Here is a 22,566-nt window from a genome sequence, read left to right as displayed (position 1 = left end):
CACCACGCCCGTCGCGGTGCCCTGTGGATGGCGAAAGGGATGTGCACAACCGGCCGGCTCAGTCGGGAAGCTCGATCTCCCGCGGCGGCAGCTCCTCGATGTTGACGTCCTTGAAGGTGATCACCCGGACGTTCTTGACGAACCGCGCGGTCCGGTAGACGTCCCACACCCACGCGTCGTTCATCCGCAGATCGAAGTAGACGCCGGCTCCCTCGCCGCGCACCTGTAGATCGACGTCGTTGCACAGGTAGAAGCGGCGTTCGGTCTCCACGACGTGGCTGAACAGGCTGACCACGTCACGGTATTCGCGATACAGCGAGAGTTCCTGCTCGGTCTCGAACTTCTCGAGGTCCTCGGCGCTCACCTCGGCCCCCTCGTGCCTCGGGTGTCGAGGTGCGCCCGTGCCATCGATCGCTCGCTCACCACGCACGCTCCTTCTCCGGTCCCACGTCATCCACGCTACCCGCCGCAGCAGCCTCCGGCACGAGCGGCTCACCGTTGCAGCGACGCCACGACCGGCGATGCAACGGACAGGGTCCGTGCGCCTCGAGCGCCGCCAGGTGATCGGGTGCCGAGTAACCCTTGTTGCCGGCCCAGTTGTACTGCGGGAAGTCGTCGTGGAAGCCGACGAGCATCGCGTCGCGTTCCACCTTGGCCAGCACCGAGGCAGCCGCGACGGACGAACACTTCATGTCCGCCTTGATCATCGTGGTGACCGGCGGCGTCGCCAGCCCTGCGCCGGGTGCGTCGAGCAACGCCAGCAGGCCGTCCCGCTGCGGGTCGGTCAGCCAGTCGTGATTGCCGTCCAGCACCACCAGATCGGGTATGACGCGCAGCGCGGCCAGGGCACGCGTGCCCGCCATACGCAGCGCCGCCATGATGCCGATGTCGTCGATCTCCTGCGCACTGGCGTGGCCGACGGCGTAGTCGGTGGCCCACCGGCGCACTGCCGGCACCATCCGCTCCCGCGCCATCGGGGACAACAGCTTGGAGTCCTTGACGCCCTGCGGGACGGTGCGGGTCCGCTCGTCGATGACCACCACACCCACCGACACCGGCCCGGCCAGCGCACCGCGGCCGACCTCGTCCATGCCGGCGATCAGCCGGTAGCCGTCACGCTGCAGGGCTCGTTCGACCCGCAGGCTCGGCTTGCTGCTGCGGGACGGCGTGGCCGGGCGTCTCGTGCGGGAGGTCATGCGGGCGGTCACTTCGGATCGGGCACCTTGGCGAAGACGTTGCTGTAACTCTTGAGGGCGTGGATGCGGTCGATCGGCCAGGCGATGGCCACGACCTGACCGGTGATGTCGGACATCGGCACCGATCCCAGTTTGCCCCCGCTGTTGTTGTCGTGCAGCCGCGAGTCGGCGGAGTCGTTGCGGTTGTCGCCCATCACCCAGACCTCGTCCGGCGGGACCGTGATGTCGAACGGCATCGTGCTCGGGACGCTGCCCTTGTTGATGTAGGGCTCGGTGATCTCCACGCCGTTGACGGTGAGCTTGCCCGTCTTGGTGCAGCACTTCACGTGGTCGCCGGGCATCCCGATGATCCGCTTGACCACATGGTCGCCACCGCCGGGGAGCACCCCGACGAAGACCAGGCTGTCCTTGACGATCCGCTTCAGCAGCGACGGGTGGTGCGGGGTCCGCCCCCACGTCTTGGGGTCCTCGAAGACGATGACGTCGCCCCGGTGCAGCGGCGAGTGCTGCGGGGTGAACTTGCTGACGATGATGCGGTCACCGATGTCCAGAGTGCTCTCCATCGACGCCGACGGGATGTAGAACGGCTGCGCCAGGAAGGTCTTGACCAGGAAGCTGAGCACCAGGGCGATCACCACGATCACGGTCAGCTCCCGGGCGAACGACCACCGCGACTTGCTCTTGGGCAGCGTGGTGTCCTCGGGTATGGCGCCGGGAGGCAGCGCACCGTCGTCGCCGGCCCGAGCGGGTTCGGCGGACTGTGGGCCGGCCGCAGCCTCGTCCCGGTCTTGACTCATCGTGAGGGCACCTTGTCGAACGTCGAGGAGTAGTTGCTCAGCCAGCTCATCCGGTCCAGCGGCCAGACGATCATGACTGCCCGGCCGATGATGTCGGACTCGGGCACCGAACCGGTGCGACCCGTGCCGTCGTCGTGGAAGCGCGAGTCGGCGGAGTCACCACGGTTGTCCCCCATGACCCACACTCGGCCGGACGGGACGGTCACCGAGAACTTCTTCTGGTCGGTGCCGCCGCCGGGGTAAATATAGGGCTCGGACAGTCCGACACCGTTGACCTCGATCTGTCCGCGCGTGTTACAGCACTTCACGTGGTCACCGGGCAGGCCGATCACCCGTTTGATCAGGTCGTTGTCACCGGAGGGGTAGAGGCCGAGGAACTGCAGTCCGGACACGATGGCGCCGCCCAGTCCGCTGCGCTCGGCATTGGGTATGTCGAGCCAGTGCGCCGGGTCGTGGAAGACCACCACGTCACCGCGGTGCAGCGCGAACGGCCCGGGTGTGAACTTGGAGACCACGACGCGATCGCCAGGCACCAGGGTGTTCTCCATCGAACCCGAGGGGATCCAGAACGACTGTGCGACGAACGTCTTGATGCCCAGCGACAGGACGAGCGCCACCACGACGACGATGGCGAGCTCGCGCAGCACCCGCGCGACACCGAAGCCGCGCTGCCGCCGGCCGGCCTGTCGCCGTGACCGACGGGTCGTCACGTGGTCCTGCCCGCCGGTCGGTCCGCTGTCGTCGGTCGGCACGTCGGTCGGCACGTCGTCGCTCGGCGGGTCGCCGGGCGGTAGGTCGCCGGTGCGCGGGAGCCGGTGTCGGTGGTCGGTCACCCTGGGAGTCTCCCCCACGAACCTAGCGGCCAGTAGCGCAGCACCACCTTGCCGACGATGTCGTCGATGGGGACCATGCCGCCGCCGGGATCGCCCAGGTGCGACCGGGAGTCGTCCGAGGCGGCCCGGTTGTCGCCCATCACGAAGACGTGGCCCGCCGGGACCCGCACGACGAACGGAATCGTGCTGGCCGACATACCCCGCGGCAGATAGGGCTCGCGCTGCACGGCACCGTTGATGCGCAGCCGACCGTCGTGACCGACCGACACGGTGTCGCCGGGGATCCCGATCACCCGCTTGACGTAGAGCACCTCGCCCAGGTGTATGCCGAGGGCGTCGCCCACCGACCGCAGCATGCCGGACACACCGGTCGGCGGTGCCTCACCGGGGTGCGCGAAGACCTCGGTGCCGTCGAAGACGACGACCTGGCCGCGGTGCACGTCGTGGGCGTGCAGCTTGCCGACCATGATGCGGTCGCCCTGCCAGAGGGTGGGCTGCATCGACCCGGAGGGCACTGTGAAGGTCTCCACCAGCACGCCGTGCACGAGCACCAGGACCGCCACCACCGCCAGCACGGCGATCAGCACGCGGCGCCGGTGGCGCGGCTCGGGATGCGGGTCCGTCGGCGAGTCCGCAGACGCCGAAGGCGTGGAGCCCTCGGCAGAGGACTCCACGCCTTCGGTCACGCGAACGGGAGCTGAGCTCAGGCCTGCTTGGCCGGGGTCTCGCGCTTCTCCTTGATCTTGGCGGCCTTGCCGCGCAGCTCGCGCAGGTAGTAGAGCTTGGCGCGACGCACGTCACCGCGGGAGGCGATCTCGATCTTCTCGATGACGGGGGTGTGCACCGGGAAGGTGCGCTCGACACCCACCCCGAAGCTGACCTTGCGCACGGTGAACGTCTCGCCCACGCCGCCGCCGTGACGACGGATCACGACGCCCTGGAAGACCTGGACACGGGAGCGGTTGCCCTCGACGACCTTGACGTGCACCTTGACGGTGTCACCGGCGCGGAAGTCGGGGATGTCGCTGCGCAGCTGCGCGGCGTCGAGTTCATCGAACTTGTGCATGACGTGCTTCTTCCTCGCGGGCGCCGCAGGTCGCCTGCTGTTGCATGATGGTCGGGTGCGCCGTCCGGTGGGTGAGCCACATGCTCCGGTGGAGATCCACCGTCGCACTCCCCCTGCGGCGGGGGCCGGGCCGGTCAGGCGCTCGCGCAATTCTGCCAGAGGGGTGGGTCGTCGGCGAAATCGGCCGGCTACTTGAGCGTCCCCTGGGACAACGAACCCTGCAGCTGCCGCTGGAAGAGCACATAGGCGATCAGCACCGGCACGACCGTGATGACCACGCCGGCGAACAGCGCACCGTAGTTGACCTCGTAACCCGCCGACGAGACGAAGTTGTACATGCCCTGGGACAGCACGTAGTTCTTCTGATTGGTGTTCAGCGCCACCGGCAGCAGGAACTGGTTCCACAGGCCGAGGAAGTTGAAGATCGCCACCGCCGCGATGCCGGGCTTGGCCATCGGCAGCATCACCTGCACGAAGGTGCGCCAGTCACCGGCACCGTCCAACTCGGCCGCCTCCATGATCTCCGCGGGCAGCGCTCGGAAGAACGGATAGAGGAAGAACACGGTGAAGGGGAAGGCGAAGGCGACATACGTCAGGATCAACCCGGGGAAGGTGTTGAGCAGGCCCAGGTTCTTCAGCACGAAGAACAGCGGCACGATGGCCAGGAAGATCGGGAACGTGTTGCCGGCCAGGATCAGGTAGTAGACGAACCGGCTGCCGCGGAACGGGAAGCGCGCCAGCGAGTAGGCGCACATCGATCCCAGCGCCATCACCAGGACCAGCGCGATGGTGACCACGATGACGGTGTTGAGCAGGTCCCGGCCCAGGCCGGAGTCGTTCCAGGCGGCCGAGAAGTTGCTGCTGACGTTGTGCCAGAAGTGTTCCGGCAGCTTCCACGGACCGTCGAAGATCTCGCTGGTGGAGCGGGTCGCCGAGAAGAAGGTCCAGACCAACGGCAGGACGACGATGAGCGTCCAGAAGATCAGCACCACGTGGGAACCGATGACGATGCCGAGTTCACCCGGCTCGCGTTTGCGGTCCTGCGCGTTGGCCCGGCCGCGTTGCGGCGGCCCGCCGGCGGCTGTGGGCGCCGGCTGCTCGGCCGGCTTGCTCAGGTCGAGGTTCGAGGTCATGAGTCCCTCCCGGCGATGAGCCGGTTGACGCCGAAGACGATCCCCGCGAACGCGAGGGTCAGGACCGCCAGCACGACACCCATGGCGCTCGCGCGGCCGAAGTGGCCCTCGGTGAACGCGGTCTTGTAGAGGTCCTGCGAGATCGTGTAGGTCGAGTTGTTGGGGCCGCCGGTGGGGTTCAGCGCCGCCATGTAGACGAACGCGTCCAGCGCCACCACGCCCAGATAGATGTATGCCGTCTGCACGGTCTCGCGCACCATCGGCAGGGTGACCGACCACATGCTGCGCAGACGTCCGGCGCCGTCGATGCGGGCGGCGTCATACAGCTCGGCGGGGATGCTCTTGATGGCGGCGACGAACAGCACCATGTAGAAGCCGACGAAACCCCAGATGATCACGAAGATGGACGCCGGCATCGCCGTCGTCACGTTGCCCAGCCAGGCGAAGGAGTCGAAGTGATCGCCCAGCCCGAACGGCAGGTGCGTCAGCACGCCGTTGAGCATGCCCTTGGACGGGTCGTAGATCTGCGACCAGATGACGCCGATCACGATCGCCGGGATGGTGTAGGGGAAGAACGACACGATCCGGTAGACGTTCGAGCCCTTCAGGCCGCGGACCGCGCCGGTGTTCGAACCACCCACGGTGACCATGGTGGCCAGCACGAAGCTGAGGACGACCGTCAGCAAGGGGACGACGATCGCCAGGATGATGTTGTTGCGCAGCGTCTTGCGGAAGATGTCGTCGCTGAAGATGTAGCTGTAGTTGTCCAGCCCGATGAAGTTCATCGAGGCGGAGAAGCCGCCCCAGTCGGTCAGCGAGTAGTAGATCGCCTGGATGAACGGCCAGATGACCAGACCGAGGTAGATGACCAGCGGCAGGCCGATCGTCACCAGCAGGAAGCCGATGCGCGACGGGCGCACACGCCTGCCACCACCCCGGGTCGGGGTGGTGGCATGCGCGGCGACCGGGACTCCGGTCACTTGATCTCGACCTTCTTGACCGAGGAGTCGTTGCGCACCTTGTCGGTGATCTGCTGCAACGCCTTGGTCAGGCCCTTGGCGTCCAACTGCCCGGACAGGAAGCTGTTCCAGGGGACCAGCATGTCCGGGTTGGTGCCGTAGAGGTCGACGAAGCGGATGTTGAACACCTTGTCGCCGGCCGCGTCGAGCATCTTGATCTGCGACTGCAGGGCGGTCGAGCCGAAGCCGCTGGCCGGCACGGTGCCCTTGACGATGGTGGGGGCCAGCTTCGTCTTGGCGAAGTTGGTGGCCGCGTCCTTGGACAGCATCGCCCGCAGCAGCTCCTTGCCGCCGGCGACGTTCTTGCCCTGGCTGGGCACGATGAACGGCTCGCCGGGTGCGGCGTTGAGCGCCTCGTAGGGCATCTTGCTGGAGCTGGTCAGCGTCGGCTCCGGGATGCCCTTCATCTTGAAGCCGGACTTTGTCTGGGACTTCATCTCGTTCTCGATCCACGAACCCGACGGGTAGAGGATCGCCGACTCGTCCTTGCTCCACTGCGCCTGCGCCGCGGTGAACTGGGTGCCCGCGCCGCCGGGCTTCATGTAGCCGGACTTGACGATCTGCTCCAGCTTGCCGAACACGCCCTGGATCTGCGGCAGCGACCAGCAGTTGGCCTTGAGGTTCTCCAGCGCCAGGCGCACCTCGTCACCGCCCTCCTTGATTGCCGAGTCCATCGCCAGGGTCTGGTAGTAGGTGGCGGCTTCCTTGCCCCAGACGAAGAGGTACTTGCCCTTGGACTTGGCCTTCGCACCCAGAGCGAGCAGGTCGTCCCAGGTCTTGGGCGGCTGCCAGCCGTTGGCCTCGAAGAGGCTGCTGGAGTACCAGAGGCCGTAGACCGTCATCGCATAGTTGAGCGCGACCATCTTGTTGTCGACCAGGCCGCGCTCCTTGACCCCCGGGTAGAGCGTGTCGGAGATCTTGGTGCCCTCGAAGTTGTTCGCCTCCAGCACCGAGGACAGGTCCTCCAGCTTGCCGGCGATGGTGTTCAGGCCGATCGAGTTGGCGCCGGAGTCGTCCACCAGGTCCGGCGGGTTGCCGCTGACGAAGCGCGGCTGCAGCTGCTGGGCGATCTGCGTCGACGGCGACACCTTGACCGTGCTGCCCGGGTGCTTCTTCTCGACGACCTTGCCGGCGAAGGCGACGTAGTCGGTGCCGTAGCCGCCGTTGAAGATCACCGCGTCGACGGTGCTCTTGTCCGCCATACCGAACGGGTTGTCGGCCGATGTCTTGCCGGTGGCCGCCTTGCTGCCACCGCCGCTCGTGCCGCTGCTGCCACCACCGGCACAGGAGGCGAGCGCGCCCCCGACCGGCAGCGCAAGGCCGGCCGCCAGCGCGGTGCGCATGACCGTACGCCGGTTGACCGTGGAGTCTTTGAGAGTCATGGCCGCGTTACCTCCAGTTGTTACTAGCCAAGGCGCAGTCCTGAGTGGTTCCGGTCGGCTGACCGGCGACTGCACGCCCACACAATATGATTAGTTTTGCCAGTATGTGCGGCTTTCGACGCACAAACAATCACAGATTCGCAACGGAACCCGCCCACCCGACCGTGTTCGCACCGCGTCGGCACTCCCACCACCTGCGAGGCATGAATGCACGTGAACGACTCTGCCGCACCGACCGCTGTCCGAGCCACCCGCCTCGCCGTCACCGGAGCCGGTGTGGGCCCGGAGAGCCCGCTGCCGGCATACCGCCCGATGCGCGCGATGACCACGACGTCGCTCGCCGACGATGCACCCGTCGCGATGCGCGAGCGCGTCGCCCGCGGACGGCTGACCACTCCCCTGCCGTATGGCGTGCAGAGCGACTACGACCGGGGTGAGCGGCCGCTCGACCTGCCGGCCGTGACCCTCGACAACGGCATCCTGCGCGCCACCGTGCTGCCCGGTCTCGGCGGGCGCGTGTGGTCCTTGCGGGACCTGCGCGACGACCGTGAACTGGTGCTGGTCCCCGCGCGCCTGCGCTTCGCCGGCTTCGCACTGACCGACGCCTGGTTCGCCGGCGGCATCGAGTGGAACCTCGGATCCACCGGCCACGCGACCACCACCTGCCGTCCCATGCACGCGGCGGTGGTCGACTCCCCCACCGGCCAGGGCCTTCGACTGTGGGAATGGGAGCGCACCCGCGACCTCGTCCTGGCGCTGGACCTCACGCTGGCCGGCGACCGGCTGATCGTCTCCACCCGCGTGGTCAACCCTGACCCGGAGCCCAAACCGCTCTACTACTGGACCAACATCGCGGTGCCGGAGACCGAGCACACGCGGGTACTCACCAGGGCGTCCCGGGCATGGCGGACCAGTTACAGCGGGTCGCTGGACCTGGTCGACGTCCCGCACCCGGACGGCCCGGTAGACATCAGCTACCCGGCGGCGTCGGCCGCCTCCGCCGATTACTTCTTCGACGTGGCCGATCAGAGGGGGCGATCGATCACCTCGGTCGAGGTGGACGGTCACGGCTTCGCGCAGTCCTCCACCGACGAGTTGCACGGCCGGAAGCTCTTCCTGTGGGGCCATGCACCCGGTGGGCGGCGTTGGCAGCGCTGGTTGGTCGACGACCAGCGGTACGCCGAGATCCAGGCGGGTGTTTGCGCGACCCAGCTGGAGCACGACGTGATCGAGGGGTCGTCGCAGCGTTCCTGGACCGAGGCGTTCGGTGCGACCTCGCTCGACCCGCAGGTGGTGTCCGGCGACTTCGGCGTGGCGGCGGGCGCCGCCGCGGCCGCCGCCGACGCCGCGGCACCCGCCGATGACCTCGAGGCCTGGCACGGCCGCTGGCTGGCCGATGCCGCCACGCAGCCGCCGCGGGCCCGTCTGCACACCGGATCCGGTTGGGGCCGCGTCGAATTGGCGCTGCGCGAGCAGGACGCGCCTGCTGGCCTGCCGTTCCCGCAGGTCGACGACGACAGCCGGCTGGCCGACGACCGGCTCGCCGGCCGACCGGTGGGGTCCACCGGTCGGCCGTTGTTGCCGCTGGTCTCCGACCGCTGGCAGCGGGCCATCGAGCAGGCCCCGACCGGCTGGTGGCGCTCCTACGCACTGGGGGTCACCGCGCACCTCGCCGGGGACACCGGGTCGGCGCGTGATCACTATCGCGCCAGCGTCGCGGCCGAGCCGTCGGCGGTCGCGCTGCGCGGACTCGCCGTGTTGTGCACCGATCCCGACGAAGCCGCTCGGCTGTATGCCGAGGCACGCCACCACGATCCGCACACCCGCGGCCTGCTCACCGAGCAGCTGCAGTTGCTGCTGGACGCCGGACGTCCGGCCGAGGCGCTGCAGGCGATCGACGCGGCCGCGCCCGCACTGCGCGAGCACGGCCGCACCCGGTTGCTGCGGGCGCGAGCTCTTCACGCACTCGGCCGCGACCAGGAGGCCGCCGACCTGCTGACCGGGCTCGAGGTGCCGGACCTGGCCGAGGGCGATATCGCGATCGGCGACCTGTGGCGTCAGGTGCGCCCGGGCAAGCCGGTCCCGGCGCACCTGGACTTCAGCATGACCGGCGATGCTTCGACAGCCTGACGGTGCCTTCCGGGTCGTCGCGGGCGACGACCCGGAAGCCGGCCTTGCGATACATCCGCAGGTTGCGCTCGCTGCGAGCGCCCGTCAGCAGGCTGTATGACGTCACGCCCTCCGGCGCGGCCTGCACGATGAAGTCCAGCAACGCCCGCCCGAAGCCACGCCCGTGCAGGTCGGGAGCGACCATCAGCCGGCCGATGTGCCAGTCGGTGCCACCATCGGGCGACGTGCCGGCACGGCCCCGGACGGCACCGACCAGCCGTCCGTCGACCCGGGCGACGTACGTCGTCCAGTCGCGCAGCGACGCGCTGAGCGAGGCGAGCGTCTCGTGCTGCGCGGGGATGTCCAGCGACCGGTTGGCGATCCCCTCGAGCAGCCAGCAGGCATGGGTCAGGGTCAGCAGTTCGCCGACATCGGCCGGTGTCGCCACCTCGAGGTGCAACTGCTCGGCACCGACCGCCGCAGCGACCGGCAGCAGGTCGGGTCGGCGAGCCGCGGTCCGATGCAGGCGCTGCTCGTGCCGCCAGGAGGCGATGCGTCCGTGGTCACCGCTGAGCAGCACCTCCGGCACCGACAGCCCCTGCCAGTGCTCGGGTTTGGTGTATACGGGGTATTCGAGCAGCCCGTCCTCGTGGGACTCCTCGACGAGGGAGTGGGCATTGCCGATGACGCCCGGCACGAGCCGCGCGATCGCCTCGATCATGGCGAGCGTCGCGACCTCCCCGCCGTTGAGCACGTAGTCGCCCAGCGACAGGACGCGCACGTCGAAATCGTCGGCGGCCCACTGGTAGACACGCTCGTCGATGCCCTCGTAGCGTCCGCACGCGAAGACGAGGTGATCCCGCTCGGCGAGTTCGCGTGCGATGGACTGGTCGAACCGTTCACCGCCCGGCCCGGGGATGACCAGCACGGGGCGCGCATTCGCTTGCCGGACAACGTGATCCAGCGCCTCACCCCAGGGTTCGGGCTTCATCACCATTCCGGCACCGCCGCCGTACGGTGTGTCGTCGACGGTGCGGTGCCGGTCGTGTGTGAAGTCCCGCAGATCGTGCACCCGCAGCTCGATGCAGCCGTCGCGGCGCGCCTTGCCGATCAACGAAAGCTCAAGCGGGGCAAGGTAATCGGGAAAGATGGTGATGACGTCGAGCTGCATCGTCATACCTCGGGCAGGTCGAGCAGGCCGGGTGGTGCGTCCACGACGATCCGGCCGCCGTCGATGTCGACCTCCGGGACGATCTGCTCCACGAAAGGCACGTACCCGGTGGCGCCGCCGACCAGGCGCACCTCGAGCAGATCCTGCGCGGGCCGGTCGTGCAACTCGGCCACGGTGCCCAGTTCCCTGCCCTGCGGGTCGACGACGGTCAGACCGATGAGGTCGTCGGCGTACCAGGCGTCGTCCTCGTCCGCGTCGTCCTGCGCGTCGACCAGCAGTTGGGTACCGCGCAGTTGCTCCGCCGCCGTGCGGTCCGTGGCCTCGTCGAAGGCCAGCAGGTGGATGCCGTTGTGCAGTCGATGTGTGCGCAGCGTGAGCGGCCCGCGTGCCGGCGGATCGGTGCGGAAGCTCGCCCCGACGACGAAGCGCTCCTCCGGTGCATCGGTGTGCACGCGCACCGTGACCTCGCCCTTGAGCCCGTGCGGCTTGCCGATGCGCGCCACCACCAGGTCGTCACCCGCCGTCATCGTGCGGCCTCCGTGCGCGCATCCGCCCAGCTGCCCGCGCGCATGACGCGCTGGACCGCGTGCCGGTCGTCGAGCACGACCAGATCGGCTCGTGCGCCGGGGACGATCGCGCCGCGGTCGGTCAGCCCGATGGCCCGCGCCGGATTGGCGGCGGCCGCCGCCGCTGCCTGCTGCACCGTGACGCCGTCACGGATCGCGCGCGCGAAAGCGCTGTCCATCGTCAACGAGCTGCCCGCCAGGGAGCCGTTCGCCAGCCGGGCCGCGCCGTCGCGGACCCACACTCGTTGGCCACCGAGGTCGTACTCGCCGTCCCCGACACCGGTCGCGTCGATCGCGTCGGTGATCAGCACCAGGCGATCAGCACCTCGCGCCAGCACCTCGCGCAGCACGGCCGGATGCAGGTGGATGCCGTCGTTGATCGTCTCGCACGGCACTCCGGCGTCCAGACTCGCCAGCACCGGCCCCGGCTCGCGGTGATGGATCGGCCGCATCCCGTTGAACAGGTGGGTCGCGAGGGTGGCGCCGCGGTCGAAGGCCGCACGGGCCTGTTCGTACGACGCGTCCGTGTGTCCGACCGCGGCCACGACGCCGGCAGCGACTGCAGCGTCGATCAGCTCGAGTGCGCCGGGCAACTCCGGTGCGATGGTGATGACCCGCAGATGCCCGCGGGCCGCATCGACCATGCGCGCGAACGCGTCGAGATCGGGGTCGCGCAGATGGTCGGGGTTCTGGGCGCCGCAGCGCACGTGGGAGAGAAACGGCCCCTCCAGGTGTGCGCCGGCGATCTCACCGGCGTCGGCCAGGTCGGCAGCCCAGCCCAGCTGCTCGCACAGGGCGTCCACCGGCGCGGTCACGAAGGACACCAGCGAGGTGGTGGTGCCGTGCCCGCGATGGAAACGCACCGCGGCCGCCATGTCGTCGGCGGAGGCGCTCATGTCGTGCCCGCCACCACCGTGGACGTGTATGTCGACGAAGCCCGGCACCACCAGCGCGCCGGCCAGGGATTCGGCCTGCGCCGCAGCGGGTCCGGGACCGGCGACGACCGCGCTGATCCGGTCGCCCGCGATCCGCACGGCACCGTCGACGATCCCGTCCGGGGTCAGCACGCGGGCATCGGTCAGCACCAGTTCCGCCAGGTCATCCATGCGCTCCATCGAACACCACGGGCCAGGCACTCGGTGCGGCAGCGTCACCGACGCGCCCGAGTTGCACCAACCGCACCATTCAATGAACGAAACTGCGTTAAAGTACCTGCTATCGAGCACAAACCATCATCCGCCGTCACGATCGGCGATCCCGAACCGCGAAGGAGTCCGACCGTGTCGCACGTCGCCGCCGAAATCACCAGCCAGCCCGAGGTGTGGGCCCGCGCCGCCGAGGTCGCGGCGACTGCCGAGTCGATCGAGGCCAAGCCGGCCGCCGGTGAACGCGTGGCCGTCGTCGGCTGCGGCACCTCCTGGTTCATGGCGCAGTCGGCCGCCGTGCTGCGCGAGCAGGCCGGCCAGGGCGAGACCGACGCCTTCGCCGCCTCGCAGTTCCCCGTCGGCCGCCGCTACGACCGCATCGTCGCGATCACCCGCTCGGGGACGACGACCGAGGTGATCGACCTGCTGCGCCGGCTCGGCCCGGACCAGCGCTCGACCGTCGTCACCACCGAGGCCGGGCACCCGGTCGTGCCGCTGGCCACCCATCACGTGCTGCTCGGCTTCGCCGACGAGCAGTCGGTGGTGCAGACCCGCTTCGCGACCAGCGTCCTCGCCTGGTGGCGGGCGGCGCTCGGCGAGGACCTCAGTGGCGCGATCGGCGACGCCGAACGCGAATTGGAGGCGCCCCTGGGCGATGAGCTGGTGCGCGCGACGCAGTTCAGCTTCCTGGGTGACGGTTGGACCGTCGGCCTGGCCAACGAGGCGGCGCTCAAACTGCGCGAGGCGTCCCAGACCTGGACGGAGTCCTACCCGGCCATGGAATTCCGTCACGGACCGATCAGCATCGTCGACGAGCGTTCCGTCGTCTGGGTCTTCGGCCCGGCGCCGGACGGCCTGGCCGAGCAGGTCGCCGCGACCGGCGCTCGCTTCGTGCGCAGCGACGTCGACCCGATGGCGGCCCTCACCACCGCGCAGCGGGTCGCCGTCGCGCTCGCCGAGGCCTCCGGCAAGAACCCCGACGAGCCGCGCGCGTTGACGCGTTCGGTCGTCCTCCAGTGAGCCACGACGGGGCTGCGTCCGGTCCGGTCCTCGCGATCGATGTCGGCGGGACCTCGATCAAGGCGGCCGTCCTGGACGCCGACGGCGGCGAGCACCTGCGCAAGGCCGTGCACACGCCGTTCGCGCAGGGACCCGAGGCGATCCTGACGGCGCTGCGAGAGCTGGCGCACGAGCGCACGGCCGCTGCCGGCGCGGCGGGGATGCAGCTCGACGCCGCCGGTGTCGTGGTGCCGGGCGTGGTCGACACCGAGGCCGGTATCGCGCGCTACGCCAGCAACATCGGCTGGCGCGACGTACCGCTGGCCGACATCGTGGCAGACATCGTCAAGGCCCCCACTGCGGTCGGCCACGACGTACAGGCCGCCGGGCTCGCCGAGGCCACCCTCGGTGCCGCGCAGGGTGTCACCGACGCGCTCATCGTGGTCCTGGGTACGGGCGTCGCCGCCGTGGTGCTCTCCGGCGGGCAGCCGGTGCGCGGGGCGGCCGGCATACCGGGCGAGATCGGCCACATCCCGGCCGGCGACCTGCGAACCCGTTGCCGTTGCGGTGCTTTCGGCTGCCTGGAGATGTTCTCCTCGGCCCGCGGCGTCACCCGGCTGTATGCCGAACGCACCGGCCGCACGCTCGACGCGCCCGAGGTGATCGCGCACCTCGACGAGGACCCGGACGCGGCCGCAGCGTGGCAGGAGGCGACCGACACCCTCGCCCGTGGCCTGGTGTGCGCTGCGCTGATCACCGACCCGGCGCGCATCGTGCTCGCCGGTGGACTCTCCCAGGCCGGCGACGCCCTGCTGACGCCGACGCGCGCCGCCTTCACCGCCGGTATGCCGTGGCGCTCCGCGCCCGAGCTGGTCACCTCGCCACTCGGCGGGCGAGCGGGCCTGCTCGGCGCGGGCATCCTGGCGCGGCGAGCCGCCGGAGCGCCGGCGTGATCGTCGCGGTCTGCCTCAACCCGGCCGTCGACGTGACCTACACCGTCGACGCGTTGCGACCCGGCGCCTCCCACCGGGTCGGGTCGGTGCGCCGCCGCGCCGGCGGCAAGGGCGTCAACGTCGCCGCCGTGCTGCATCAGCAGCAGGTCCCCGCGCTCGTCACCGGTCCGGTCGGCGGCAGCGCCGGCGACGAGCTCACCGCGGACCTGGCCGCCGCCGGGATCGATCACCGATTCAGTGCGATCGCCGGGGCGACCCGGCAGACGGTCACCGTGGTCGCTGCCGACCAGGCGACGGTGCTCAACGAACCCGGCCCCGAGTTGACTGCCGACGAATGGCGTGCCTTCACAACCTTTTTCGCCGACACCATCCGCGACGCGTCGGTCGTCACGCTGTCCGGCAGCCTTCCCCGCGGCGTGCGACCGACCGCGTATGCCGAGCTGATCACCCTCGCCCGCGAGCACCACACGGTCGTCGTCCTGGACTGTGACGGGCCGGCCCTGACCGCTGCCCTGCCGACCGCACCGCATCTGCTGAAGATCAACCACCACGAGGCGGCAGCCGCCACCGGCACGGACACCTCCACCGTCGACGGATGCCTGGCAGCCGCCCACGCGCTCCACCAGCTCGGAGCGGTGGAGGTGGTCATCACCCGTGGCGCCGACGGTGTCGTCGCCCGCACCACCGCCGGCTGTTTCCTGGGCACCGACCACGACACGGTGTCCGGCAACCCGACCGGTGCCGGTGACGCCTTCACCGCCGGGCTCGCGGCCGCGACCGCCGACGGTGCGCCCTGGCCGGCACGGTTGCGCCAGGCGAGCGCCTGGGCGGCCGCCGCTGTCGCGATGCCGGTCGCCGGCCAGCTCGATCCCCGGACCGCCCAGCACCACCTGACCACCACCGTCGTCGAGGAGCTTGCGCCATGACCCTGGCCACCACCGCGGATCTCGTTGTCGGAGCGCAGGATTCGGGCACCTGTGTCTTCGCCTTCAACGTCGTCACGCTGGAGCACGCCGAAGCGATCGCCGCGGGGGCCACTGCGGCCGGTCGCTCCTGCATCCTGCAGCTCAGTCACAACTCGATCCGGTTCCACCAGGACCCGGCACCGATCATGGCGGCAACCATCGCCGTCGCCCGGGCGGCGCAGGTCCCACTCGCCATACATCTGGACCACATCACCGACGCCGACCTCGCGCTGCGCGCGGCGGACCTCGGCGCCAGTTCGGTGATGTTCGACGCCGGCGCACTCCCCTACGACGACAACGTCGCCGCCACCGCCGAGGTCACCCGCCGCGCACACGACGCGGGACTCTTCGTCGAGGCCGAACTGGGTTATGTCGGAGGCAAACCCGACGCCCCGGCGAGCGCGCACGCGGCCGGTGTGCGCACCGACCCCGACGAGGCCACCGGGTATGTCGCCGCCACCGCCGTCGACGCCCTCGCGGTCGCCGTGGGCAGCAGCCACGCGATGACCGACAAGTCGGCCTCCCTGGACCACGCACTGATCACCGCGCTCTGCGATGCGACCAGCACTCCGCTGGTGCTGCACGGGTCGTCCGGCGTCCCGGACGAGCAACTGCGTGCCGCGGTCGCGGCCGGCATGGTCAAGATCAACGTCGGCACCGCACTCAACATCGCCTTCACGACGGCAGTGCGCACTACCCTGGCCGGCACCGACAAGGTCGATCCGCGGCCCTACCTGGCTGCCGGGCGCGCCGCGATGGCCGCGGAGGTCGAGCGGCTGCTGCGCGCCATCTGAACGGCGCCGCGGATCAGGCCAGGATCACCTCGATGCCGGCCGCCTCGAACTCCCGCACGACGACCGGATCGGCGGCGTCATCGGTCAGGAGGGTGTCGATCCGGCCGGGCGGGCAGATCGTGCAGAACGCCCGCTTGCCCAGCTTCATGCTGTCGGCGACCACCACCACCCGTTGTGATCGGCTGGTCATCTCCTGGTTGATCTCACCCTCGTCGTCGTGCCGCGTCGCCGCGCCATACCGTGCGGACACCGCGTCCACACCGATGAAGCACAGGTCGATCGTCATCGCCTCGATCACCGGGCGCGCGAAATGGCCCACCAGCTCGAAGGATTGGGGACGTATGACGCCGCCGATCACAACCACTTTCAGCTGGCGCCGGACGGCCAGGTCACTGGCGATGTTGAGCGCGTTGGTGACCACGGTCAGCGAGTTGAGGGCGCCGTCCTCCCCCTCCGCCAGGTCCGCCCGGGACGACAGGCTGCGGGCGACCTCGGTCGTCGTCGTGCCGCCGTTGAAGCCGACGACCGACTGCGGTTCGATCAGCTCGGCGGCCCGGTCGGCGATGCGACGCTTCTGGTCGGACTGCCGGGCGTTCTTGTAGCGCAGGGGCAGGTCGTAGCTGACCGACCCGGCGACCGCGCCGCCGCGGGTACGGGAGATCAGTTGCTGGTCGGCCAGGTCGTCCAGGTCGCGCCGCGCCGTAGCCGGGGAGACGCCGAAGTCGTGCACCAGTTGGTCGACGTCGATGGAGCCGTCCTGCGCGATGCGCTCCAAGATGGCGTTGAACCGCTCATGCTTGCGCACGCACCACTCCTTTGACGATTTTTGCTCCTGAACCCGAAGTTTGCGTCAAAACACTGCACTTGTCGAGTCAGGTCCGCGCATCGGGCCCGCCCATGCGCTGCAGGTGTGCCGAAGGGGTATGCCGCGAGCGATGCTCACGACATACCCCTTCGACATACAGCTGCGGTGATGGCCTCAGCGGTCGGTGTCCACGATGTCCACGCGCACGTTCTTGCCACCGGCCAGCGCCTTGACGACCTCACGCAGAGCCGAGGCGGTGCGACCGGAGCGGCCGATCACCCGGCCGAGGTCGTCCGGGTGCACGCGAACCTCGAGCAGTTCGCCGCGCCGCCCGTTGGTGTGGCGCACGGTCACGTCCTCGTCGTGGTCGACGATGCCCTTGACCAGGTGCTCCAGCGCTTCCTCCAGCACGGGCTCAGCCCTCGGAGGTGGTGTCCGCAGCAGCGTCGGCTGCGGGAGCCTGGTCGGCCTCGACCGCGGCGCTCTCCTCAGTCTTGGCCTCGGCCTTCGGCTCGGCCTTCTTACGCGTGGTCGTCGCCGAGCCCTTGCCCGAGTCGTCGGCGGCGTTCTGCGCGGCGGCCAGGGCGGCCTCGTAGAGAGCCTTCTTGTCCGGCTTCGGAGCGGCGACCTTCAGGGTGCCCTCGGCGCCCGGCTCGCCCTTGAACTTCTGCCAGTCACCGGTGACCTTGAGGATGGCGGCAACCTGCTCGGTCGGCTGCGCGCCGACGCCCAGCCAGTACTGGGCGCGCTCGGAGTCCAGCTTGATGAAGCTCGGCTCCTCCTTGGGGTGGTACAGACCGATCTCCTCGATCGCACGACCGTCGCGCTTGGTGCGCGAGTCCATGACGACGATGCGGTACTGGGCGTTGCGGATGGCGCCGAAGCGCTTCAAACGGATCTTGACGGCCACGTGTGTGGTCTCCTTCGACATGATGGAGAGCAGCGGCGAGACCGGGGTGGGGACACACCGGGGAGCCGTTGCTCGGGGGTAGGCATGCGGCACCGTCGGTGAGAGGGCCTCCGGGCGCACGGGTACGCGCCTCATTCTGCCAGAGCCCGCGCCGGCTGCCCAATCGGCGGCGCTCCACGTACCGAGAGGAGTACCGACTGACCGAGAGGCGTACCGAATGGAGCGGATTCCGTGCGCCTCTCGGTCGTTCGGTACTCCTCTCGATCATCACTGTGGACAACTTCTGCGAGCATCGGCGCGACGGCGCCAGGCTGTCCTGGTATGAGCGCCCGCACCACTTGGAGCACCGCGCCGAGCCGACGTTCGACCCCGACGAACGTGCCTCCTACGTCGCAGGACGGGCGGCGGAGGTACGCCGGCTTCGCGGACTCTTTGCCTCCACTTCCCTGCAGAAGCTCGCATCGATCACGCATCTCGAGCCGTATGGCGAGCCGGGTCACGCCTCGTGGACCCGGCTGCGACAAGCGGCATTCGTGGCAGGTGATCTGGCCCGCCATGACGAACACGAGCGCACCATCCTGGTGGCGATCGCGATGCACCATGCGGCGCAGCAGCCGCCGATCTTCAGTCACGGCACCGCCAGGGCGATCTTGGATCTGCCGTCGATCGGTCGGAGTCCGCAGCTCGTCGAGTGCGTCAAACCGCCAGGCGGGTCCGGAAGGTCTCCCCAGGCACGTAGGCGAAGGACGTCGATCGTGCCGGCCTGCCTGTCGGTGGACGAGTTGCTGGTCACCACCATCGGTGTTTCGCTGACCGGCCCACCCGGCGTCTCAACGACCGAGAGGAGTAGCAACGTACCGAGAGGAGTACGGAATCGACCGAAATTCGTACTCCTCTCGGTCCATCGGTACTCCTCTCGATCAGTGCTGGGACGGGTCGGCGATCTGCCCGAGGAAGAGCGGCGCACCCGTCTGGGTGTCATGGATCGCGAAGAAGAACGCCCGATCGAGGGTGATCCGCTTCGGCAGTTGCGAGGGGACGGCACCGATCTGCATACCGACCCCGGTGGCCGCGGCGGCCTCGGTGCCGTGCTGGTCGACCTTCACCACGGACTGGTGGGTGACCGAACCGATCATGATGTCGCCCGGGTTGCCGGCGATGCCGGACAGGTCCGCCCGCCCGGTGAAGAGCCGGCGGACGCCGAGCGCCTGCAGGGCCTCGACCAGCTGGGCACGGGTGTCGATGGAGAACGGCGGCATGGTCAGCGTCACCTTGCCGTCGGCCTTGCCCTGGACCGCCTTGGGCAGCACGGTCGCCAAGGCGGTGCGTACGGCGCCGAACGCGCCCTTCGCGGGCAGGATGACCGTCATCGCGAGTCCGCCACCGACATACGGGATGGTGACGCTCTGCCAGTTGTCCCCCACCGCCACCGGCATGAGTGCCTTGGCGGTCATGAACGGCACCTTCACCTGCGTGCCGGCGGCCGTGGTGAACGGCCGCGGCGCGGACGGGTCGCCGAACTCCTCCTGCCAGGACGCCTTCAGGTAGAGCGCGTTGACCAGTTCCAGGCGGGTGGCGGGCGTGACCTGGGCCGGCGAGAGCAGGTCCGGGATGAGGCCGTGGGTGCGTTTGCTGACCCACCCGTTGATCTCCTGCAGCGCGCCGGTCGCGTCGTGCTGGTAGTCCACGACGTGCAGCTGCGCGGCATACCCCGTGGCGAGCTCGCGCAGGTAGTCCTTGCGCACCGCGAGTGTCTTGTCCGGCCACAAGGAGTTGGCCCCTCGCACGACCGCGGCGGTCTTGGAGCGCTGATCACTGTCCTTGACCGCCTGGGCGACGGCCGCGTCGATGGCGGTGACGTTGCCCGCCTGCCGCAGCTGATCCCCGCCGAGCGCCTTGTCCAGTTGCTGCCGGCTGACGCCGCGGGCACCGGCGTCGGTCATCGCCAGCGCGGCGTAGACCGAGTAGGGGCTGAGCGAGCCGTTGTCCGTCGCGCCGATCGTGGCGGTCTTCAGCAGCAGCCGCACACCGAAGTCGGTCAGGTCCGCACCGGCGCGGGCATTCGGCCCCGGGGTCATCCGGGCCGCGTCGACCGCGAGTACGCCGTCGGCCGCCGGAGCCACGGTCTGCTGCGAATCGCCTGTGCTCCCAGTGGGTTTCGTGCCCGTGCCGGAGCGTTCGGACGAGGGGCGCGAGGTCGACGAACAGCCGGCCAGGGCCGTCCCCAAGGAGACCAGCGCGAGAGATTGCAGAGCCTGCCGACGGTTCATGTGTGCCCCTTCGTTGACGTGTCCGAGCTGCTGCAGGAAAGACGTCGACACCCTGCGCGAGGTTGCGTCCGGACCGGTCGCGGTTCATCACCGGCAGGTAACAATCGTCTTCAGAATTTGGATATGTGTCCAATCTATGGTCCGGTGGTGAGGCCCGGCCACCGTCATCCCGGCCGGTTCACACTGTTCCAGCAGGAGGAATATCGGCGTGTCGGTGCTTGAGGCGCAACACCTGTACAAGATCTTCGGTCGACGGCCGGACGAGGTGGTGAAGCGGCTCGCAGCGGGCGCCGACGCCGCGGAACTGCGCGAGAAGTATGGCGCCACACCCGCCGTCATCGACGCATCGTTCGAGGTGCAGCAGGGCGAGATCTTCGTGGTGATGGGACTGTCCGGATCGGGCAAGTCGACGCTCATCCGGATGCTCAACGGGCTGCACCCGCCGACCTCCGGCAAGGTGCTCGTCCACGGTGCGGACATCAGCGCGATGGGCGGCAACCAACTGCGCCAGACCCGGCGCGAGCACATCAGCATGGTCTTCCAGCACTTCGCGCTCTTCCCGCACCGCACGGTGCTGCAGAACGCGGCATACGGACTGAAGATCAAGGGCGTCCGCGACAAGGAGCGGCAGGAGAAGGCCCGCGAGGCCCTGAGCCTGGTCGGCCTGGACGGCTGGGCGGACCACAAGCCCGGTGAGCTCTCCGGCGGTATGCAGCAGCGGGTCGGCCTGGCCCGGGCGCTCGCCGCGCAGACCGACATCATGCTGATGGACGAGGCGTTCAGCGCCCTGGACCCGTTGATCCGCCGCGACATGCAGGATCAGCTGATCGAGCTGCAGCAGAAGCTGGGCAAGACCATCGTCTTCATCACCCACGACCTCAACGAGGCCATGCGCATCGGCGACCGCATCGCGATGATGCGCAACGGCCGGATCGTCCAGATCGGCACCGCCGAAGAGATCCTCACCGACCCCGCCAACGACTACGTCGCGCAGTTCATCGCCGACGTGGACCGCACCCGGGTGCTCACCGCCGGCTCGATCATGGAGCCGCCGGTCGCCACCCTCGGCGTCGGCAACGGGCCGAAGGCCGCACAGAAGCTGATGCGCGAACATCAGCAGGCCGGCCTGTATGTCGTCGGTCGCGACCGCACCCTGCAGGGCTACGTGATGGAGGAGACGGTCGCCACGCAGCGTGAGCTGCCGACCATCGAGTCGCTGGTGCAGCCGATCGAGACGGCGGTGTCGGTCGAGGAGCAGGCGGCGCACCTGTTCACACCCGCGGCCAGCGTGCGTCTGCCGCTGCCGGTCGTCGACGGCGAGAACAAGCTGCGCGGCGTCATACCGCGCGTGACGCTGCTGGCCGCACTCGGTCAGGTGGACGGCCACGAGACGGCTACTCGTGACACCGATGCGCCGACGGCCGACAGATCCGATGATGCTCCCGGCTTCGTGGCCGGCGCGACGACAGGAGGTGCCCTGTGAGCACGGTCGTGCCACGTATTCACCTGGGCGACTGGGCCAACGACGTCGTCGACTGGCTCGGCAACCACTGGGGCGGCTTCTTCGACGGCTTCGCCAACGTGCTCAACAGCCCGGTGAACTGGATCGCCGACGGCCTGGTGCACACGCCGATCATCGGCTTGGTCATCGCCTTCGCGGTCATCGCCTGGCTGGCACGCGGCTGGAAAATGGCCATCGCGACCGTGATCGGCTTCCTGCTGATCGACGGCTTCGATCAGTTCGCACCGGCGTTGCACACCTTGTCGCAGATCCTGGTCGGCAGCATCATCGCGATCGTCATCTCGATCCCGCTGGGCATCCTGAGCGCGCGGAACAAGCGGGTGGCCAGCGCGATCCGGCCCGTCCTGGACTTCATGCAGACGCTGCCTGCCTACGTCTACATCCTGCCGTGCCTGTTCCTGATGGGTATCGGCGCGGCGACCGCGGTGATCGCCACGGTGATCTTCGCGATGCCCCCGGGTGTGCGCTTGACCGAGTTGGGCATCCGGCAGGTCGATCAGGAGATGGTGGAGGCCGGCCAGGCGTTCGGCGCGACACCGCGTGAAGTGTTGCGCGGCATCCAGCTGCCGTTGGCGTTGCCCAACATCATGGCCGGGATCAACCAGGTGATCATGCTGGCGCTGTCGATGGTGGTCATCGCCGGTGTCACCGGCGCACCCGGCCTGGGCACCAACGTCTTCGCCGCGCTGTCCCGACTGGACGTCGGCATCGGCGCCGAGGCCGGCATCTCGGTCGTCATCCTGGCGATCTACCTGGACCGGGTCACCGACGGCTTCAGCAAGGGCGAGCTCGGCCTGGTCGCCGAGCTGCGCACGCTACGCCGCCGCAGCCGCGCGAACGCAGCGGTGACCAGCCCGTCGGCCGGCTGAACGTCCCCAGGTGCACCGGCCCGCAGACCAACACGAGTGGACGTGAACGGAAAGAGGAGAGA

The 22,566-nt window shown here is 69.2% G+C and carries 23 protein-coding genes; 7 read left to right on the top strand and 16 right to left on the bottom strand.

Going from position 1 to position 22,566, the window contains the following annotated elements:
* Positions 1 to 58: 58 nt before the first annotated feature.
* From ACTHL4_RS10965 to ngcE, 9 genes are all read right to left on the bottom strand, one after another.
* On the bottom strand, positions 59 to 364 hold the full coding sequence (locus ACTHL4_RS10965; RefSeq protein WP_440282798.1) for a DUF2469 domain-containing protein: 306 nt from the start codon (positions 362 to 364) through the stop codon (positions 59 to 61).
* Between the two features lie 55 nt (positions 365 to 419).
* On the bottom strand, positions 420 to 1,196 hold the full coding sequence (locus ACTHL4_RS10960) for a ribonuclease HII (protein ID WP_440282807.1): 777 nt from the start codon (positions 1,194 to 1,196) through the stop codon (positions 420 to 422).
* Between the two features lie 8 nt (positions 1,197 to 1,204).
* A complete protein-coding gene (lepB, locus tag ACTHL4_RS10955) occupies positions 1,205 to 1,993 on the bottom strand; it encodes a signal peptidase I (protein ID WP_440282797.1) in 789 nt (262 codons plus the stop codon).
* A complete protein-coding gene (lepB, locus tag ACTHL4_RS10950) occupies positions 1,990 to 2,826 on the bottom strand; it encodes a signal peptidase I (RefSeq protein WP_440282796.1) in 837 nt (278 codons plus the stop codon). Before lepB (ACTHL4_RS10950) ends, lepB (ACTHL4_RS10955) begins: the two co-directional genes overlap by 4 nt.
* Positions 2,823 to 3,512 carry a signal peptidase I gene (gene lepB / locus ACTHL4_RS10945; protein WP_440282795.1) on the bottom strand — a complete coding sequence of 230 codons (690 nt, stop codon included), beginning with the start codon at positions 3,510 to 3,512 and terminating at the stop codon, positions 2,823 to 2,825. The genes lepB (ACTHL4_RS10950) and lepB (ACTHL4_RS10945) overlap by 4 nt, the downstream gene beginning before the upstream one ends.
* 17 nt (positions 3,513 to 3,529) lie before the next feature.
* Positions 3,530 to 3,892, bottom strand: coding sequence for a 50S ribosomal protein L19 (rplS, locus tag ACTHL4_RS10940; protein ID WP_440282794.1), 363 nt, complete (start codon positions 3,890 to 3,892; stop codon positions 3,530 to 3,532).
* A 188-nt stretch (positions 3,893 to 4,080) separates the two neighbouring features.
* Entirely contained in the window at positions 4,081 to 5,025 is a 945-nt protein-coding gene (locus tag ACTHL4_RS10935; protein WP_440282793.1) for a carbohydrate ABC transporter permease, read from the bottom strand.
* The gene (locus ACTHL4_RS10930) at positions 5,022 to 6,005 is read right to left on the bottom strand and encodes a carbohydrate ABC transporter permease (protein WP_440282792.1); all 984 of its coding nucleotides are present in this window, start codon (positions 6,003 to 6,005) and stop codon (positions 5,022 to 5,024) included. The genes ACTHL4_RS10935 and ACTHL4_RS10930 overlap by 4 nt, the downstream gene beginning before the upstream one ends.
* On the bottom strand, positions 6,002 to 7,426 hold the full coding sequence (gene ngcE, locus ACTHL4_RS10925; RefSeq protein WP_440282791.1) for an N-acetylglucosamine/diacetylchitobiose ABC transporter substrate-binding protein: 1,425 nt from the start codon (positions 7,424 to 7,426) through the stop codon (positions 6,002 to 6,004). The genes ACTHL4_RS10930 and ngcE overlap by 4 nt, the downstream gene beginning before the upstream one ends.
* 213 nt (positions 7,427 to 7,639) lie before the next feature.
* Here ngcE and ACTHL4_RS10920 point away from each other — a divergent pair, with 213 nt between their 5' ends.
* The gene (locus tag ACTHL4_RS10920) at positions 7,640 to 9,556 is read left to right on the top strand and encodes a DUF5107 domain-containing protein (RefSeq protein WP_440282790.1); all 1,917 of its coding nucleotides are present in this window, start codon (positions 7,640 to 7,642) and stop codon (positions 9,554 to 9,556) included.
* On the opposite strand, the gene trmD is transcribed toward ACTHL4_RS10920, so the two are convergent.
* Genes trmD through nagA form a run of 3 tightly spaced genes read right to left on the bottom strand, consistent with a single transcriptional unit; the run spans position 9,525 to position 12,378 of the window.
* Entirely contained in the window at positions 9,525 to 10,706 is a 1,182-nt protein-coding gene (gene trmD / locus ACTHL4_RS10915) for a tRNA (guanosine(37)-N1)-methyltransferase TrmD (protein ID WP_440282806.1), read from the bottom strand. The two genes, ACTHL4_RS10920 and trmD, sit on opposite strands and share 32 nt — an antisense overlap.
* Positions 10,707 to 10,708: 2 nt before the next feature.
* Positions 10,709 to 11,233, bottom strand: coding sequence for a ribosome maturation factor RimM (gene rimM / locus ACTHL4_RS10910; RefSeq protein ID WP_440282789.1), 525 nt, complete (start codon positions 11,231 to 11,233; stop codon positions 10,709 to 10,711).
* A complete protein-coding gene (gene nagA, locus ACTHL4_RS10905; RefSeq protein WP_440282788.1) occupies positions 11,230 to 12,378 on the bottom strand; it encodes an N-acetylglucosamine-6-phosphate deacetylase in 1,149 nt (382 codons plus the stop codon). The genes rimM and nagA overlap by 4 nt, the downstream gene beginning before the upstream one ends.
* Before the next feature lie 174 nt (positions 12,379 to 12,552).
* On the opposite strand from nagA, the gene ACTHL4_RS10900 reads away from it, so the two are divergent.
* Genes ACTHL4_RS10900 through ACTHL4_RS10885 form a run of 4 tightly spaced genes read left to right on the top strand, consistent with a single transcriptional unit; the run spans position 12,553 to position 16,128 of the window.
* Positions 12,553 to 13,437, top strand: coding sequence for an SIS domain-containing protein (locus ACTHL4_RS10900; protein ID WP_440282787.1), 885 nt, complete (start codon positions 12,553 to 12,555; stop codon positions 13,435 to 13,437).
* Positions 13,434 to 14,369: an ROK family protein gene (locus tag ACTHL4_RS10895; RefSeq protein ID WP_440282786.1), complete on the top strand. Its 936-nt coding sequence runs from the start codon at positions 13,434 to 13,436 to the stop codon at positions 14,367 to 14,369. The genes ACTHL4_RS10900 and ACTHL4_RS10895 overlap by 4 nt, the downstream gene beginning before the upstream one ends.
* Complete coding sequence (locus ACTHL4_RS10890; RefSeq protein ID WP_440282785.1) at positions 14,366 to 15,295, top strand: 1-phosphofructokinase family hexose kinase; 930 nt, start codon at positions 14,366 to 14,368, stop codon at positions 15,293 to 15,295. The genes ACTHL4_RS10895 and ACTHL4_RS10890 overlap by 4 nt, the downstream gene beginning before the upstream one ends.
* Entirely contained in the window at positions 15,292 to 16,128 is an 837-nt protein-coding gene (locus tag ACTHL4_RS10885) for a class II fructose-bisphosphate aldolase (RefSeq protein ID WP_440282784.1), read from the top strand. The genes ACTHL4_RS10890 and ACTHL4_RS10885 overlap by 4 nt, the downstream gene beginning before the upstream one ends.
* A 13-nt stretch (positions 16,129 to 16,141) precedes the next feature.
* Here ACTHL4_RS10885 and ACTHL4_RS10880 read toward each other — a convergent pair whose 3' ends face one another.
* From ACTHL4_RS10880 to ACTHL4_RS10865, 4 genes are all read right to left on the bottom strand, one after another.
* A complete protein-coding gene (locus ACTHL4_RS10880) occupies positions 16,142 to 16,933 on the bottom strand; it encodes a DeoR/GlpR family DNA-binding transcription regulator (RefSeq protein WP_440282783.1) in 792 nt (263 codons plus the stop codon).
* Positions 16,934 to 17,107: 174 nt separating this feature from the next.
* Entirely contained in the window at positions 17,108 to 17,344 is a 237-nt protein-coding gene (locus ACTHL4_RS10875) for an RNA-binding protein (protein ID WP_440282782.1), read from the bottom strand.
* 4 nt (positions 17,345 to 17,348) lie between these two features.
* Positions 17,349 to 17,843, bottom strand: coding sequence for a 30S ribosomal protein S16 (gene rpsP, locus ACTHL4_RS10870; protein ID WP_440282781.1), 495 nt, complete (start codon positions 17,841 to 17,843; stop codon positions 17,349 to 17,351).
* A 920-nt stretch (positions 17,844 to 18,763) separates the two neighbouring features.
* Positions 18,764 to 20,113 carry a serpin family protein gene (locus tag ACTHL4_RS10865; RefSeq protein WP_440282780.1) on the bottom strand — a complete coding sequence of 450 codons (1,350 nt, stop codon included), beginning with the start codon at positions 20,111 to 20,113 and terminating at the stop codon, positions 18,764 to 18,766.
* Positions 20,114 to 20,321: 208 nt separating this feature from the next.
* Here ACTHL4_RS10865 and ACTHL4_RS10860 point away from each other — a divergent pair, with 208 nt between their 5' ends.
* Together ACTHL4_RS10860 and ACTHL4_RS10855 are read left to right on the top strand one after the other, a co-directional pair.
* Complete coding sequence (locus ACTHL4_RS10860; RefSeq protein WP_440282779.1) at positions 20,322 to 21,596, top strand: quaternary amine ABC transporter ATP-binding protein; 1,275 nt, start codon at positions 20,322 to 20,324, stop codon at positions 21,594 to 21,596.
* Positions 21,593 to 22,504: an ABC transporter permease gene (locus ACTHL4_RS10855; protein ID WP_440282778.1), complete on the top strand. Its 912-nt coding sequence runs from the start codon at positions 21,593 to 21,595 to the stop codon at positions 22,502 to 22,504. The genes ACTHL4_RS10860 and ACTHL4_RS10855 overlap by 4 nt, the downstream gene beginning before the upstream one ends.
* Positions 22,505 to 22,566: the final 62 nt, after the last annotated feature.

The organism is Flexivirga sp., from assembly GCF_051955415.1.
GTDB lineage: Bacteria > Actinomycetota > Actinomycetes > Actinomycetales > Dermatophilaceae > Flexivirga.
This window is presented reverse-complemented; position numbering and strand designations above follow the sequence as displayed.

Coding starts and splice junctions, on each gene's coding strand:
- ACTHL4_RS10960 (WP_440282807.1), bottom strand. CDS start 1,196: ATGACCTCCCGCACGAGACGCCCGGCCACGCCGTCCCGCAGCAGCAAG.
- lepB (WP_440282797.1), bottom strand. CDS start 1,993: ATGAGTCAAGACCGGGACGAGGCTGCGGCCGGCCCACAGTCCGCCGAA.
- rplS (WP_440282794.1), bottom strand. CDS start 3,892: ATGCACAAGTTCGATGAACTCGACGCCGCGCAGCTGCGCAGCGACATC.
- ACTHL4_RS10935 (WP_440282793.1), bottom strand. CDS start 5,025: ATGACCTCGAACCTCGACCTGAGCAAGCCGGCCGAGCAGCCGGCGCCC.
- ngcE (WP_440282791.1), bottom strand. CDS start 7,426: ATGACTCTCAAAGACTCCACGGTCAACCGGCGTACGGTCATGCGCACC.
- trmD (WP_440282806.1), bottom strand. CDS start 10,706: ATGCAGCTCGACGTCATCACCATCTTTCCCGATTACCTTGCCCCGCTT.
- rimM (WP_440282789.1), bottom strand. CDS start 11,233: ATGACGGCGGGTGACGACCTGGTGGTGGCGCGCATCGGCAAGCCGCAC.
- nagA (WP_440282788.1), bottom strand. CDS start 12,378: ATGGATGACCTGGCGGAACTGGTGCTGACCGATGCCCGCGTGCTGACC.
- ACTHL4_RS10885 (WP_440282784.1), top strand. CDS start 15,292: ATGACCCTGGCCACCACCGCGGATCTCGTTGTCGGAGCGCAGGATTCG.
- ACTHL4_RS10865 (WP_440282780.1), bottom strand. CDS start 20,113: ATGAACCGTCGGCAGGCTCTGCAATCTCTCGCGCTGGTCTCCTTGGGG.